Here is a 14,355-nt window from a genome sequence, read left to right on the forward strand (position 1 = left end):
ACCGGGCATGTTCGGTGATATCATCCTGACAACGGCAACGGCTCCGACAAGCCGTGAATTACCCGTGCCCTTATCGATCGTAAACCCTGAAAATGTTAAATACTTCTTCAACGCCAGCACTGGAATTTAAAAGCAGCACTTTTTTTTCTCCCATCCTGATTCTTTTTACCAATAACATCGCTGCCATTGAACAAACTTTGCATGAAAAGATAAATCTGGCTCCGGAATTTTTCAAAGATTCTCCGGTCATCGTCGATTTGCGGGAACTTAATAAGCAGAATCTGGAATTGAATCTTTCCAATATCATTGATCTGCTCCGCAGGATAGGTTTTTTCCCGGTCGGCATCCGCGGCGGCAATGAACACCAAAACCAGCAAGCTCGCGCCTTGTTCATTCCTATCGATACCGTACGCGATCTTGGGAGTTCCATCGTCATTGGCGAACCACCCAAACAGGAACCCGTTCAACAAGCCAGCGTTCAACCTGAAATCAAGCCGCCTAAAGAACCGGTAAAACCGGTTGCGATTCCCCCGGTACCAGCGGCCGCAACCTTGGTGACTCATCCGATCCGCTCCGGGCAGCGTATCTATGCATCCGGTGATTTGATCATTCTGTCGCAAGTCAGCGCCGGTGCCGAAATAATGGCTGAAGGTAATATTCATGTCTATAATACCCTGCGTGGACGTGCATTGGCGGGTGTGCATGGCAATACCGCCGCCAGAATTTTTTGTTTTGATTTACAGGCGGAGCTTATATCCATCGCTGGCGACTATAAAACCAGTGAAGATATCAACAAGCAAACCTATAAAAATCCGGTACAGATCTATCTACAGGATCATGCATTGATCATTAAAGAAATCGCTTAATACCAAACAGTAAAGGAGGCGCAATTGGCAAGAATTATAGTCGTGACATCAGGCAAGGGGGGCGTCGGTAAAACCACAACGAGCGCAGCGATTGCCATGGGATTAGCGAAAAAAGGCCACAAAACGGCTGTTATCGATTTCGACGTGGGATTACGCAACCTGGATTTAATTTTGGGCTGCGAACGCCGGGTGGTTTATGATTTCATCAATGTAATCAATGGTGAAGCCAGTCTCAATCAAGCGCTTATCCGCGATAAAAACTGCAATTTGCTCTATATCCTGCCGGCCTCGCAAACGCGCGACAAAGATGCATTGACGCAAGAAGGCGTCGGTAAGGTTTTAGATGAATTATCCAAGGATTTTGAATACATTGTCTGCGATTCACCCGCCGGTATTGAAAAGGGCGCCAATTTAGCGCTTTATTACGCGGACGACGCTTTTGTCGTGACCAACCCTGAAATTTCATCGGTGCGGGATTCCGACCGCATGCTCGGTATTCTTTCCAGTAAATCACGCCGGGCTGAGAGAAATGAAGAACCGATCAAGGAATATTTATTGCTGACCCGCTACGATCCGGATCGGGTCAGATTGGGAGAAATGCTAAGCCTGGAGGACGTGCAGGAAATCTTGTCCTTGGAATTATTGGGCATTATCCCCGAGTCAAAATCAGTCTTATCCGCATCCAATGCCGGGATGCCGGTCATACTGGATGAAAAAAGCGAAGCCGGTCAGGCCTACGCCGATGTCGTGGCGCGATATCTTGGAGAGAAACTTCCGCATCGGTTTATCGATGGCAAACAAGGGTTTCTCAAGCGACTTTTTGGAGGAAGAAAATGAGCTTACTTGACTATTTCAGATCTTCCAAACCCAAAACTGCGCCAGTAGCCAAGGAAAGGCTGCAAATTCTTGTCGCGCACGAGCGTAAATACCGTAATCAGCCATCTTATTTACCGCAATTGCAAAAGGAATTGCTCGAAGTCATCCGCAAATATGTGAATGTCGATCAAGACGCGATATCCATAAATTTTGAACAGGACGAAAATCAGGAAACGTTGGAACTGAATATTATCCTGCCGGATTATCAACAAACCAATAGAACCGCCAATAATTAGCGTCTCCCGCTTAGCGAGCGCTGCCTGATGAAGCGGAATTGATGATCGTTGCAATGATTGAGAAAATTCAAACGGCCTGCGATGCGGCTTCGAATTAACCAGCGGAACGTTCTTCCGGGAATTTTGATCGGCTGCCTGATAATTCTGCTGCACGGGTGTAAAACCATCCCGACGGTCACACAAACCGACACGGTTGCAACCACCGTATTATTCGACCCCGCAACCTCCGCACAGAAAACTCCAGCCTACGATTTTAATATCTTAGGCCGCATTGCCATTCAAGATGAGAAACAAAGTTTTTCCGGCAGTTTCCGCTGGGAACATCAGACCACCAATGACGTTATTCTGCTATTTGCACCGTTAGGCCAGGCAGTGGCGGAAATCACCAAAGACGAAGAAGGGGTTCGTTTGATTACCTCCAAAATGGAAGGTTACTATGCCAACGATACGGAGGCTTTGACGGAACAGATTCTCGGCTGGCGATTGCCGCTCGATGGCTTGAAATACTGGATTCAGGGAATGCATTCACCGCTGACCGCCGCTGAAAAAGATCTGGACCGGCAAAATCAGTTGCTCGCAATCCGGCAAGACGGTTGGCACATCCATTACAACAGTTTTACCCAAACCTCGTTCAGTTCGGCGCCATTACCAAAAAACATCCACTTGTTCTTCGAAAATCAGAAGCTGAAAATCCGCTTGATTGTTGATAACTGGAAAGTCAACTAATCCGCCTATGCATACCTTTCCCGCTCCGGCAAAACTGAATCTTTTTTTACACGTGACCGGCCGCAGACCGGACGGTTATCATTTGTTGCAAACCGTGTTCCGCCTGATTGATTACTCGGATCAACTGAGTTTCCGGTTGCGACCCGACGGTATTATCAAACTGCACACCCCGATTCCGGGCGTGCCCGAAGACAAGGATTTATGCGTTCGCGCCGCCACGTTATTGCGGCGTGAAGCCGCTGTCACGGCCGGCGTCGATATCTTTTTGCACAAACAAATCCCAATGGGCGGCGGTCTCGGTGGCGGCAGCTCGGATGCAGCGACCACCTTACTGGCGCTGAACCATTTATGGCAAGCCCGTGTGAGTCAAGCACGCTTGCTCGAACTGGGATTGCAATTGGGCGCCGACGTTCCGGTGTTTATTTTCGGTCAAAATGCGTTTGCCGAAGGTGTCGGCGAAAAGCTGTCCGCGATCGAACTGCCGCCGGCCTGGTATCTGATACTGGTACCGCCGGTGCATGTATCGACCGCAGAGATTTTTACCAGTAAGGAATTGACACGAAACACAATACCGATCACAATACCGCCCTTTTCCGTCTGGCAAGGACATAACGATTTGGAATCGGTCGTTTGCCGCTTATACCCTGAAGTCGCTCGATGTTTGGAGTGGCTAAAGAAACTGGAAAATACTACAATAGCGGCCATGAGCGGTTCGGGAGCGTGCGTTTTTGCAGAATTTGCTTCAGAGCCGGCAGCACAAGCCGCATTGGAAAAAATTCCAAAGGATGTCAAAGGGTTTGTAGCAAAAGGGTTAGATTACCATCCGATTCATAAAATCATTGAATCAAAGATTTAGGGGAGTCGCCAAGTGGTAAGGCACCGGATTTTGATTCCGGCATTCGTAGGTTCGATCCCTACCTCCCCTGCCAGCTTCTTTTATTGAGAAAAATTCGAGTTAAGTGAAAAACCTTTACTATTTTTCAAACTGATTATTGCAGAAAAATAATATGGCCTATGACAGTTTGATGGTTTTTACCGGCACCGCCAATCCTAAATTGGCGGAAGATGCTGTCAAGCATCTCAATATCCATCTGGGGCGCGCCACCGTCGGGCGTTTCAGTGACGGTGAAGTCATGGTTGAAATACTCGAAAACGTGCGCGGCAAAGATGTGTTCGTGCTGCAATCGACTTGTGCACCCACCAACGACAGCCTGATGGAAATACTGGTGATGGTGGATGCCCTGAAACGCGCATCGGCGAGCCGCATTACCGCTGCCATTCCCTATTTCGGATACGCGCGCCAGGATCGCAGACCGCGCTCAGCCCGTGTGCCGATTACCGCAAAAGTCGTCGCCAATATGCTCACAACGGTGGGCATCGACCGCTTGCTGACGATGGATTTGCATTCGGATCAGATTCAGGGTTTCTTCGATATGCCGGTTGACAATATCTACGGCATGCCGATTTTGCTGGGCGACATCTGGAAACACAATTACCAGAATCTGATCGTGGTATCGCCCGACGTTGGCGGTGTGGTTCGGGCGCGGCACTTGGCCAAGCGCCTGGAATGTGATCTGGCCATCATCGACAAGCGCCGCCCCAAGCCGAATGAAGCAAAAGTCATGAACATCATCGGTGAAGTCAAAGACCGCACCTGCGTGATCATTGACGACATGGTGGATACCGCCAATACGCTCTGTCAGGCGGCCAACGCCTTGAAAGAACACGGTGCAAAATCGGTCATTGCGTATTCCACCCATGCGGTTTTATCCGGCAATGCCGTGGATCGGATTCAAAACTCCGCATTAGACAAGCTGGTCGTCACCGATACCATTCCGCTGCGCGCGGATGCGATGGCGTGTGACCGCATTTGCCAGTTAAGCATCGCCAGCTTGCTGGCAGAAACGATGCTGCGGATCAGCAATGAAAGTTCATTAAGTTCGCTATTCATGGAATAGCCATAATAGTTTTATTAACCGGTTTGTTTGGTCGCGAACAAACCATCACTCAGGAGTCTTACCATGAAAATTGAAATCAGCGCCGACAAGCGCACAGTGCAGGGAAAGGGTGCGAGCCGCCGCCTGCGTCGCAGCGGCGTCGTTCCGGCGGTTATTTACGGCGGCGAAGCCCCAGCGCAAGCAATCGAAATGAATCATAAGGATTTGTTTTACAATCTCAAACTTGAAGCTTTTCATGCGTCAATCCTGACGCTCAGCGTTGACGGTAAGAAAGAACCCGTGCTGTTGCGCGACATCCAAATGCACCCCTTCAAACAGCAAGTGCTGCATGTTGATTTTCAGCGCGTCGACAAGAATAAGAAAATTCATATGAAGGTGCCATTGCACTTCATCAACGAGGAAATTGCACCCGGTGTGAAAACCTCCGGCGGGATCGTGTCGCATATTCTGACCGAAGTGGATATCAGTTGCTTGCCAGGGGACTTACCGGAATTCATTTCGGTGGATCTGGCCGAGCTGACGGCTGGTCACACGCTGCACTTGAGCGATTTGACACTGCCTAAAGGCGTTGAAACCGTATCGTTAGCCAAAGGTGAAAATTTACCGGTGGTAACGATCGTGATTCCGCGCTCGGCGCTCTCTGAAGAAGCAGCAGCTACGGCTGAAGGCGGCGAGAAGAAATAAGCGGTATCGGAAAACAATCACGCGTTGTACTGAAAATTGGGAGAATCTGCTGGCGTTGATTATCAATCCAGCAGATTTTTCTTTTATGAGTGTTGGTCTCAGTCAAATCAATGGTTGCCATGAAATTAATCGTTGGATTGGGTAATCCGGGCAGGGAATACGATGGAACCCGGCATAACGCCGGTTTCGATTGGGTCGACCAGCTCGCCCGCATGCTGCAAGTATCGCTCAAGCTGGAAACGCGCTTTCACGGCTTGTGCGCGCAAGTCCGCCAAAAAGATCTCGACGTGTGGCTGCTGGAACCGCAAACGTTTATGAACCGCAGCGGACAATCGGTTGCCGCGCTGTGCCAGTTTTATAAAATCCTGCCGGATGAAATCATCGTGGTGCATGACGAACTGGATCTGCAGCCCGGCGTTGCCAAGCTAAAAAAAGGCGGCGGTTTGGGTGGACATAACGGCCTCAAGGATATCGCAGCCAAATTGGGCACTCAGGATTTCTGGCGATTGAGGATCGGCATCGGTCATCCGGGCGAACGTAGCGCTGTAGTCGGTTATGTGCTGCATCCGCCGCGCAAGGAAGAAGCACCGCTGATCGACGAAGCCATCGCCCGCAGCCTGGAAGTCTGGCCGCTCATTGCGCAAGGCGCGTGCGAAGCCGCGATGCTGAAGCTTCATACCAAAGCATAACCCCATCATAATTTTGTTATTTAACCCTTTTTAATGAGAAACCGGTCATGAGTCTGAAATGTGGAATCGTAGGCCTGCCCAATGTCGGCAAATCCACTTTGTTTAATGCGTTGACCAAAGCGGGCATCGCCGCGGAAAATTATCCATTCTGCACCATCGATCCGAATGTCGGCATCGTCGAAGTGCCTGATCCGCGCCTGCAAAAACTCAGCGATATCGTCAAACCGCAAAAAGTGCAACCGGCCATCGTCGAATTCGTCGATATTGCCGGGCTGGTCGCGGGCGCTTCCAAAGGCGAGGGGCTGGGTAACAAATTCCTCGCCAACATCCGCGAGACTGACGGCATCGTCAACATGATGCGCTGCTTCGCCGATGACAATGTTGTGCACGTCGCCGGCAAAGTCGATCCAATCTCCGATATCGAAGTGATCCAAACCGAACTGGCGCTGGCCGACCTCGCCACGGTGGAAAAAACACTGCTGCGCGAATCAAAAGTCGCCAAATCCGGCAACAAGGATGCAATCAAGTTGTGCGCCTTGCTGGAAAAAGTGCAAGCGCACCTGAACGAAGGCAAACCCGCCAGAACAATGGACTTGGATAAAGAGCAAAAGCTCTTATTGCAGCCGCTGTGTTTATTGACCGCGAAACCGGCGATTTACGTCGCCAATGTTGACGATCATGGCTTTGAAAACAATCCGCTGCTCACCCGCGTGCAAGAATACGCCGCCAAGGAAGGCGCACCGGTCGTCGCCATCTGCGCCGCGCTCGAAGCGGAAATCGCGGAACTATCCGACGAAGACAAAAAAGTCTTTCTAGCCGACTTGAACCTCGAAGAACCCGGTCTCAACCGCCTCGTGCGCGCCGGTTACGACCTGCTCGGACTGCAAACCTACTTCACCGCCGGCGTCAAAGAAGTCCGCGCCTGGACCATCCACAAAGGCGACACCGCCCCGCAAGCAGCCGGCGTCATCCACACCGATTTCGAAAAAGGCTTCATCCGCGCCGAAGTCATCAGCTACGACGACTTCATCGCGTACAATGGCGAGCAAGGCGCCAAAGAAGCCGGAAAAATGCGCCTCGAAGGCAAGGAATACATCGTCAAGGATGGCGATGTGATACATTTCCGCTTCAATGTCTGATTGTGATGTGTCGCAAAAACAAGAAATTTGCGACATATTTCATTGATCTGTCGCTGCGAACGACACAAACTGACAATGCGTTACTATTGACTCGGCACAATAATACTTGAAATTTATGAATCGCCCCCCATCTTGTTGAAATGGAAAAAGACGACGCAAGATATTCGACGCTGGAGCAACTGCATGAACGGCGCAAGCAAGTGGTGCGGTTGCATCGCAAGGGCTACGGCGTGATGCAAATTGTTGAGCTCAGTGGGCTTTCGTATCCGACAGTTCGGTTTGCGATAGATCGGTATGAAGAAGGCGGATTTTCCGCCCTGAAGCCAGGGATGCGAGGCAAGCGTGCTGGTCAAGGGCGGGCACTGACAGAGGAACAGGAACAAGCCATCCGCAAGATCATTTGTGACAAGCGCCCGGAGCAACTGAAGATGGAATTTGCGCTGTGGAATCGGGCGGCGGTCATGCAACTGATAGAGCGGGAGTACAGCATCAAGCTGTCGGTGCGCGGCGTAGGCAACTATCTGTCACGTTGGGGTTTCACTCCCCAGAAGCCGATCAAGAAGGCCTATGAGCAGCGGCCTGAAGCCGTACAAGCCTGGCTCAACGAGCAATACCCGGAAATTGAGAAGCGCGCCAAGGCGGAAGGCGGCGAGATTCACTGGGGCGATGAAACTGCCTTGGTCAATACCGATGTGCGCGGTCGTTGCTATGCTCCGGCAGGCAAGACGCCAGTCACCTACGCGACTGGTGGTGCGCGACAGAAGCTATCGATGATTGCCGCAGTGACGAATCAGGGCAAAACACGCTGGATGATCATCGACGAGGCCTTCAACGCCGACAGGCTGATCGAATTCCTCGAAGCGCTGATCAAGGATGCCGGGAAGAAGGTATTCTTGATTCTCGACAATCTGCGGGTTCATCACAGCAAACAGGTCAAGGCATGGGTCGCTGAACGACAAGACAAAATCGAGCTGTTCTACCTGCCCAGCTATAGCCCGGAACTGAATCCGGAGGAACGCCTCAATGCCGACCTCAAGCATGCCATCGGGACGAAAGTGCCGGTGCGCACCAAGGCCAAACTCAAACTCGCTGCCACCGAACACATGGTTAAACTTGAACAATCACCCGAACGGGTCAAAAGCTTCTTTCAAGATCCGAGGGTCAAATATGCCGCTTGAAACTTCAAACTTAATCTGGCCGGATCAATAAGATACAAAAATTAAGCCCTATCCACCCAGCACGCAAAGGTATTCATTTTTTCCCTGAATTAGGTTTCGTTCTTTTGGATTTCTGATTTCCATTCTCCAGAGTTTTGGCTGCTTTCAACACTCGATCAAAATCGGATTCGATGTTCTGTGTCCGATTGAATTCCGCATATTCGGATAAAGCTTTCTGATCAGCTTGCGTCTTGCTCACATGGCCTTTATGTGTCAGCACTTCAAATTCGTTAAAGCTTAGAAACTTGTCTACACTTTCGGCCATATCAGCCATTCTCATTTGAAGCCGGTTTTCAATGATGTTTTCGATATAGTCGAAAAAACTGGAAATGGTACGTTCTAATCGCTTGATTTCCGGTTCGGTCAAATAGTTCTTAGCGACCGTTACATCTGAGGCGAGGATACGGCCATGAGGTGCATTTTTCCAAGTAAGTAAGCCCATATGAGGAGCAGTACGATCAGCCTTCTGCAGAATGATCTCGGCTGCGGTCTGGCCGGTAATGGCGTAGTGAAACTTGTTTTGCACCATGGCATAGAAGTTTTGCGTGATGTCCGATTTTGGATCGTAATCAATACTGCATTCGGCAAAGATGTCAGTGATTTGCTGATAGATACGCCGCTCGCTGGCCCGGATAGAGCGGACCCGCTCGAGCAATTCTTGGAAATAATCTTCGCCGAAAACCCGCTTTCCCTGCTTTAACCGCTCATCATCCAGCACAAAGCCTTTACGAATATATTCTTTGAGGATCTGGGTTGCCCAGATGCGAAACTGGGTAGCGCGCTTGGAGCTCACACGATAGCCAACGGCAATAATGGCGTCAAGGCTGTAGTGTTTGAGCTTGCGCCGGACAGCTCGCCCACCCTCATTCTGAACTACCGAGAAATCCTCGGTAGTTGCCGATTCCTCCAGCTCACCCTCAGCAAATATATTCTTAAGATGTAAGTTTATATTGTCCGCGCTAGTCTGGAACAAATCGGCCATAAGGCGTTGGGTCAACCAAAGAGATTCAGCGTGGATGAGCACTCGCACATGTACTTTCTCATCATCGCCGAAATAAAGCAGAAAAGGAGCTTCGGCACCTTCAGTAACCATGATGGGTTGTTTCTCGGTTGGAATCTTTTTTTCAGACATATACTCTCTCCAATATAATCTGCACAAGATTATCGGTTACGACAACCATTGCAACTCACTGTACCAGCCAGCGGGCGCGAGCTGCGAGTCGATGAGTTCAGTTCGTGTATGAGCTTCGTTGCGACCTGCCTGGATCACCGGATTAGCGACGGAAGGAGGGTATCGTAATTGCCGTTCATTTGTCCCTCCTCTTGTTCAGTACTACAAGAAACTCCATAGAAACACCTGCATTGGCTCACCGTCAATCCGATTCCGTCAGCGCCGCATTGCTATCTAATTTTTGCTACCGGGAGTGCACCCCATCCTTGAGCAACAAGGCTTTTCTGGTGCTCAGCATTCGACTACTGGATTGCAATACCTTCATAAAAATAATCTAGGACATAGCGATCAAAATCATCAAGTCCTTCGATTTTTGCAAGAATTTCAGGCTTCAATTCGCGCAAAAGCTTGATTGCAGAATGAAGGTCAAGTTTTTCATCTTCGAAATTGATAAGGCCGGATGCAGTGATCCGTTTAGCCAGCATTCGAGGTAATCCGTACTCTTCAAGTTCCATCACACATGATAGCAGGAATGCCTTGGACAACTTTGCGATGAAGGGAGAGATATCCACCTTGTGTTCGGGCGTTATTTCCTTCTGGATAACGTTGATGTCGTTCAGCAATGCGGTCAATTTGAACGTTGCATTGCGTTCCATCTTGAAGAAATCGTCGATCGTAACGTCATGCTCTGATAGCTGATCTAGAAGTTCAGGGATTGAAAGGCTCCAATTATTGGATAACGCCCTCACGAATTCAGAAATTTCGTGTAAGTAGTATCCCATCCACTAGGGACAAGCTTTAGGACTTTATTAGAGAGCGCCCAACCCCAATAGTCGTTTGATGACGCATGTAGACTAGCAAGTGCTCTTACAAATTTGGGGTCGTTCTTGATCGCAAGAGCTATCGTGGCAATTAGTTCCGTGTCACTGGAAATCAGCATCCCTTCATTTCTCAGGCGCTCAAATGACTCTTGCCCCATTAGCTGTGCCATCTCCTCCTTGTAGTGCAAGAGCTTTGCCAACTGTTCCTTGGTGAGTTCCTGTTTGTATTTCTCATCGTTGACATCAGCAAGCAATTCATCGGGGAATGTCAATTCCAATTGGATTTCTACAGGAGATGGAGGCTCTTCAAGAATAAAAATATTGCCGACAAAATGCCTGAACATCCGTCCACCTCGCCCTATGATGTTACGATAGGTGAAGTCGTCAAGTTTCAGGTGTCCCTTCTTGTTGCTCCAGACAATGATGTTTTCCGCCGATGTATTCACCCCTTCAATGATGGATGAAGTTGAAACCAGCGTTTGCAGCCCACCTTTCTCTTCCTCAAAGAGTCGAACCTGTATTTGGCTTAGGGAGCGATGAAGCTGACCGGTGTGGATGCCGACACCTCGCTTCACCAAATTGGTCAGCTTCCAGTTCGGATGGTAGTTCGTCGCAAGCCAAGCCGAAAAATCTGAAAGCAATTTGCTGTGTTCCCTTTCAGTGTTTTCTATGAGCAGTGTTGCTACGCTATCGACGTTGGAATAGCTGCCTGCGTATATCAGGGACTTCGTTTCTTGCTTACCAAGAATCTCCAGCAACGCATTATTTTTCTTTTGCGCGTCCTTGTTGATCTCCTTGTATAGCTCATGCTTTTCAAGGAATACGGTGTTGAAATCCATAGGTAAGAACCGCATGCCCTTTGTAAATGGATTGTCTTTCAACTCAGAAATATTCGGCGCCAAGTAATACTTCTGTGCAGCTTTCTCGCCCAGTTTGAGCATGGCTTTCAAGAGAGCTGGCGACCTTTCCTCGTCGAACGCTCGGCTTGCCTTGTAAAACTCGTCGACGACAAGCAAATCCAATTGCTCAAGCTTGTCGCAATAATGAATCGCCCTTTCCTGTGGAAAGATGAGAATGTTTTTCTCTCCAAGCTCGACCTCCGATGTTGTCACGATCTTGTACTCGGCAGAAAACTTCTTGCTCAATCGACGCCTGGTCTCATCGGTCAACGCAATGGTGGGAACCAAAATCAGGACGTTCGTAGGCTTTTTGATTGCGATGTAGGCATCAATGATCAAGCTTTTGCCAAAGCTCGTCGGTGCGCTGACTGCAAGATCGTCGCCATCCAAAAGATGTTTCAAGACTAACGATTGTTCGCTGTGAAGCGTTACAGGCTCATCCTGCCCAATGTCCACTTTGAACGACTCGTAAACGAACCGATCTTGCCAACTCGATGTTTCGGGCTCGAGATAGGGATAAAGCCCTGACTCTCGAATCAGGTGGTTTAGCAACGGATCGTAGGATTGATTTTCTTTGCGGAAGTTATCAAGCAAAAGAATAAGACGGTTTCTTGCCTCAACTCCTTTATCGGCTTGAAGCAAGTCATTAATGACAGAACATTCCTCGAAGATATCCATCGCTCGTTATCCCTTGTGATGCGTGACCGCACTTGAGAACCGCTCAACCAATTCTTTCCTGTCTGGAACAGGAAACAGAATGATGTGGAATTTGATTGATGAATACTTGGCAACCTTGTCGGATAGCTCTTCGATTTGCTTCTTGAAATAGGCAGTAGCACGGTCAAGGTGGTGCTCTCGAATTTCTTCCCTATACTTGTCACCCATCTCCTTTGCTTTGGCTGTAAGTGTGCATTCATGCAGGAGCAGGATGGAGATATGAAGTATCGGCTTGATGTTGTCCATCGAATTATCGGGGGACAAAGCAAGCTTAATCTTGGCAACCAGATCCTTGTTCTCGACCAGTCGATCAACGTCTGCCATGTTGGTGATGATGCTGTTTTCTTTTTTCAGCTTTTCAGTTTTCAGAGAATTCCCGACAGATTCGACGACAGATGATAGCCTTGCGTTTTCAATGCTGTTGTAAAATTTCGCCTCTCCGAACCAAAGCGAAAACCGTCATCGCCCTCGAGGACGATATGAACACTGTCAGCCCCTTTGGCGTTGTCTTGCGTGTTTTGCTTGTAGAAAATCTTGGGGACGACGGGCAATGCCTCGTAGTAGTGATGCATGATTCCATAGAGCACGATTTCGGCAAGCTCGCTGCCCTGCCCAATGTCGCCTTTATCGGTTAGCCGCAGGTTTTTTGCTGCTGCCCGTAGAGTCGAAGCACTCTTGCCTGCCAGTTTTTCCCGCTCCTGTGCCGACAATGCGGTCAAGGCTATGTTGTCCCAGACGAAATTCTCAAATTTTTCACGTCGCCACTTCTCATCCTCAAAATCGTTAACGAGGCTAAGAACGGTCTTGTTATCGACAGGAGTAAGCTCTGTGTTCTGAACCAGATTCAGGTAGTCGTCATTGATGAGAATTTCGAAGTCCATCGAGTTCATCCAATTAAAGGATCAATCGCCTTTTTGTGTCACGCACTTCTTGTAGGAGAAACCTTCCTTAGTTCCATCCTTTAATACCGCGCAAAAGCATTGAGAACCAAATTTTTCCGGCATGACTTCGAAATAGTTGACGCCAGGTCCAATCTTTGTTGGATAACTCGGGTGCCTCTTGAACAGTTCAGCAAGATGAATTGTGTCCTCAGGTGAAACCAACTCTCCCGGTACATAGCGTTGAAGCATTTCCTGGAAAAAGGTATGAGCTAGGCTTTGATTGTCGAAGCTTATGGTTTCAAGAACCACTGGTTTTCGTTTTGCCATTTTTGGTTCCTTATTTATTGTTAGGTCACATGCAGCCAGAAGGAGAATTTCGGGATTCACGCGTGTTTCTCCCTGCTTAGCAGTAAAATGGAATATCGCATCGGACCGGCATTAACCCAGTATTAACAAAGATTTTGCATTATAGCCGGATTGATCGGCGCAGATTACTCTGCATTTTGTTACGTCGCCACAATCACCCGCACGGCATCGAGCCGCAAATTGCTGGATTTCAGCGCGCCAGTCAGTTGCGCCAACTGTTGTTCAAAGAATTGAATTTCTTCGTCGCGCACGTTCAGGTTGACTTGTTGCGGCGCTTTGAGGCGTTCGATTTCCGGGGCGAAGGTTTGCCGGATGCGTGTTTCGGCTGCGGCGATAAGTTGCGGGGCTTGCGCGCTGGCTTGTTGTTCGCTGGTAGCTAACAGTTCGCGGATCGCGTCTTAACCCACCAACGCCGAATACTAAGTGAAAACGATGAAAATCGTGAACAGCCTGCCACCACTGGACATCGCCGGCGATTGAGGCAACCGCTTTTCTCTCCGTCACTCCCGCGTCGCTACATTTCTTTTCATCATTCCCGTATTACCGCTTCACTTCTCGTCATTCCCGCATCGCCACTTTACTTTTCGTCATTCCCGCGAAAGCGGGAATCCAATCGCGGGAGCGTGTCCGGTGGTTCTGGGTTCCCGCCTTCGCGGGAATGACGGGTATATGCGCGGGGATGACGGTATATGCGTGGGGATAACAGCCATGTGTGCGGGAGATGACGGGCCGTAGAGTTGCGGGAGAGTAATGAAATGTACAGTGCGGGGAGATTAAGGTTCGGTCTCTCCGTTTATTTCCGGCCAGAGATCCCGCCATTGCGGATTGGTTTCTTCAATCAGTTTTAATTTCCAGGCGCGGTTCCATTTTTTCAATGCCTTTTCCCGGGCAATAGCGCTTTCCATCGTCGCATGCTGTTCATACCAGACCAGGGTTTTCACCCCGTATTTTTGGGTAAACCCTTCCGCCAAACCTTCGCGATGCTGCCAAATGCGCTGGATCAAGTTCGATGTCACGCCAATGTAGAGCGTCCCGTTTCTTTGACTGGCCAATAAATAAACGTATGGATCCTTCACACCCTCTCCTGTTTAACATCGCCACCTATTTTC

General features: G+C 49.3%; 16 protein-coding genes, 1 tRNA gene and 1 pseudogene. 11 read left to right on the plus strand and 7 right to left on the minus strand.

The features are described 5' to 3' along the window. Window positions 1–92: 92 nt before the first annotated feature. The 11 genes from minC (at window position 93) to ACV7NC_RS09840 (ending at window position 8,352) form a co-directional block, all read left to right on the plus strand. Window positions 93–866, plus strand: coding sequence for a septum site-determining protein MinC (gene minC / locus ACV7NC_RS09790; protein ID WP_374565797.1), 774 nt, complete (start codon window positions 93–95; stop codon window positions 864–866). Between the two features lie 24 nt (window positions 867–890). Beyond that, on the plus strand, window positions 891–1,703 hold the full coding sequence (gene minD, locus ACV7NC_RS09795) for a septum site-determining protein MinD (RefSeq protein WP_458152389.1): 813 nt from the start codon (window positions 891–893) through the stop codon (window positions 1,701–1,703). After that, a complete protein-coding gene (gene minE / locus ACV7NC_RS09800; protein WP_458152391.1) occupies window positions 1,700–1,978 on the plus strand; it encodes a cell division topological specificity factor MinE in 279 nt (92 codons plus the stop codon). Before minD ends, minE begins: the two co-directional genes overlap by 4 nt. Before the next feature lie 57 nt (window positions 1,979–2,035). Beyond that, on the plus strand, window positions 2,036–2,704 hold the full coding sequence (lolB, locus tag ACV7NC_RS09805) for a lipoprotein insertase outer membrane protein LolB (RefSeq protein WP_458152392.1): 669 nt from the start codon (window positions 2,036–2,038) through the stop codon (window positions 2,702–2,704). A 7-nt stretch (window positions 2,705–2,711) separates the two neighbouring features. After that, window positions 2,712–3,560, plus strand: a complete 849-nt coding sequence (gene ispE, locus ACV7NC_RS09810; RefSeq protein WP_458152393.1) for a 4-(cytidine 5'-diphospho)-2-C-methyl-D-erythritol kinase — start codon at window positions 2,712–2,714, stop codon at window positions 3,558–3,560. Beyond that, a tRNA-Gln gene (locus ACV7NC_RS09815) sits at window positions 3,559–3,633 on the plus strand. The genes ispE and ACV7NC_RS09815 overlap by 2 nt, the downstream gene beginning before the upstream one ends. Window positions 3,634–3,711: 78 nt before the next feature. Further along, the gene (locus ACV7NC_RS09820) at window positions 3,712–4,662 is read left to right on the plus strand and encodes a ribose-phosphate pyrophosphokinase (RefSeq protein ID WP_458152394.1); all 951 of its coding nucleotides are present in this window, start codon (window positions 3,712–3,714) and stop codon (window positions 4,660–4,662) included. Between the two features lie 63 nt (window positions 4,663–4,725). Beyond that, window positions 4,726–5,346 (plus strand): 50S ribosomal protein L25/general stress protein Ctc, encoded by a 621-nt coding sequence (locus ACV7NC_RS09825; protein ID WP_458152395.1) that lies wholly within the window; start codon window positions 4,726–4,728, stop codon window positions 5,344–5,346. 119 nt (window positions 5,347–5,465) lie between these two features. Continuing rightward, a complete protein-coding gene (pth, locus tag ACV7NC_RS09830; RefSeq protein WP_458152396.1) occupies window positions 5,466–6,035 on the plus strand; it encodes an aminoacyl-tRNA hydrolase in 570 nt (189 codons plus the stop codon). Between the two features lie 47 nt (window positions 6,036–6,082). Beyond that, window positions 6,083–7,174, plus strand: a complete 1,092-nt coding sequence (gene ychF / locus ACV7NC_RS09835) for a redox-regulated ATPase YchF (protein ID WP_458152397.1) — start codon at window positions 6,083–6,085, stop codon at window positions 7,172–7,174. A 140-nt stretch (window positions 7,175–7,314) separates the two neighbouring features. Then, window positions 7,315–8,352, plus strand: a complete 1,038-nt coding sequence (locus ACV7NC_RS09840) for an IS630 family transposase (protein ID WP_458151853.1) — start codon at window positions 7,315–7,317, stop codon at window positions 8,350–8,352. Between the two features lie 73 nt (window positions 8,353–8,425). On the opposite strand, the gene ACV7NC_RS09845 is transcribed toward ACV7NC_RS09840, so the two are convergent. From ACV7NC_RS09845 to ACV7NC_RS09875, 7 genes and pseudogenes are all read right to left on the minus strand, one after another. Next, window positions 8,426–9,523, minus strand: a complete 1,098-nt coding sequence (locus tag ACV7NC_RS09845) for a virulence RhuM family protein (RefSeq protein WP_458152398.1) — start codon at window positions 9,521–9,523, stop codon at window positions 8,426–8,428. A gap of 341 nt (window positions 9,524–9,864) precedes the next feature. Further along, the gene (locus tag ACV7NC_RS09850) at window positions 9,865–10,194 is read right to left on the minus strand and encodes a hypothetical protein (protein WP_458152399.1); all 330 of its coding nucleotides are present in this window, start codon (window positions 10,192–10,194) and stop codon (window positions 9,865–9,867) included. A 113-nt stretch (window positions 10,195–10,307) separates the two neighbouring features. Further along, entirely contained in the window at window positions 10,308–11,960 is a 1,653-nt protein-coding gene (locus tag ACV7NC_RS09855; protein ID WP_458152400.1) for a DEAD/DEAH box helicase, read from the minus strand. Window positions 11,961–11,966: 6 nt separating this feature from the next. Then, a pseudogene (locus ACV7NC_RS09860) lies at window positions 11,967–12,889 on the minus strand (HamA C-terminal domain-containing protein). A 12-nt stretch (window positions 12,890–12,901) separates the two neighbouring features. Beyond that, window positions 12,902–13,207, minus strand: coding sequence for a DCL family protein (locus tag ACV7NC_RS09865; RefSeq protein WP_458152401.1), 306 nt, complete (start codon window positions 13,205–13,207; stop codon window positions 12,902–12,904). Between the two features lie 179 nt (window positions 13,208–13,386). Beyond that, window positions 13,387–13,638 (minus strand): hypothetical protein, encoded by a 252-nt coding sequence (locus tag ACV7NC_RS09870; RefSeq protein WP_458154902.1) that lies wholly within the window; start codon window positions 13,636–13,638, stop codon window positions 13,387–13,389. Window positions 13,639–14,019: 381 nt separating this feature from the next. Further along, window positions 14,020–14,322, minus strand: coding sequence for a GIY-YIG nuclease family protein (locus ACV7NC_RS09875; protein WP_458152402.1), 303 nt, complete (start codon window positions 14,320–14,322; stop codon window positions 14,020–14,022). Window positions 14,323–14,355 lie beyond the last annotated feature (33 nt).

This window comes from Nitrosomonas limosa (assembly GCF_054188085.1).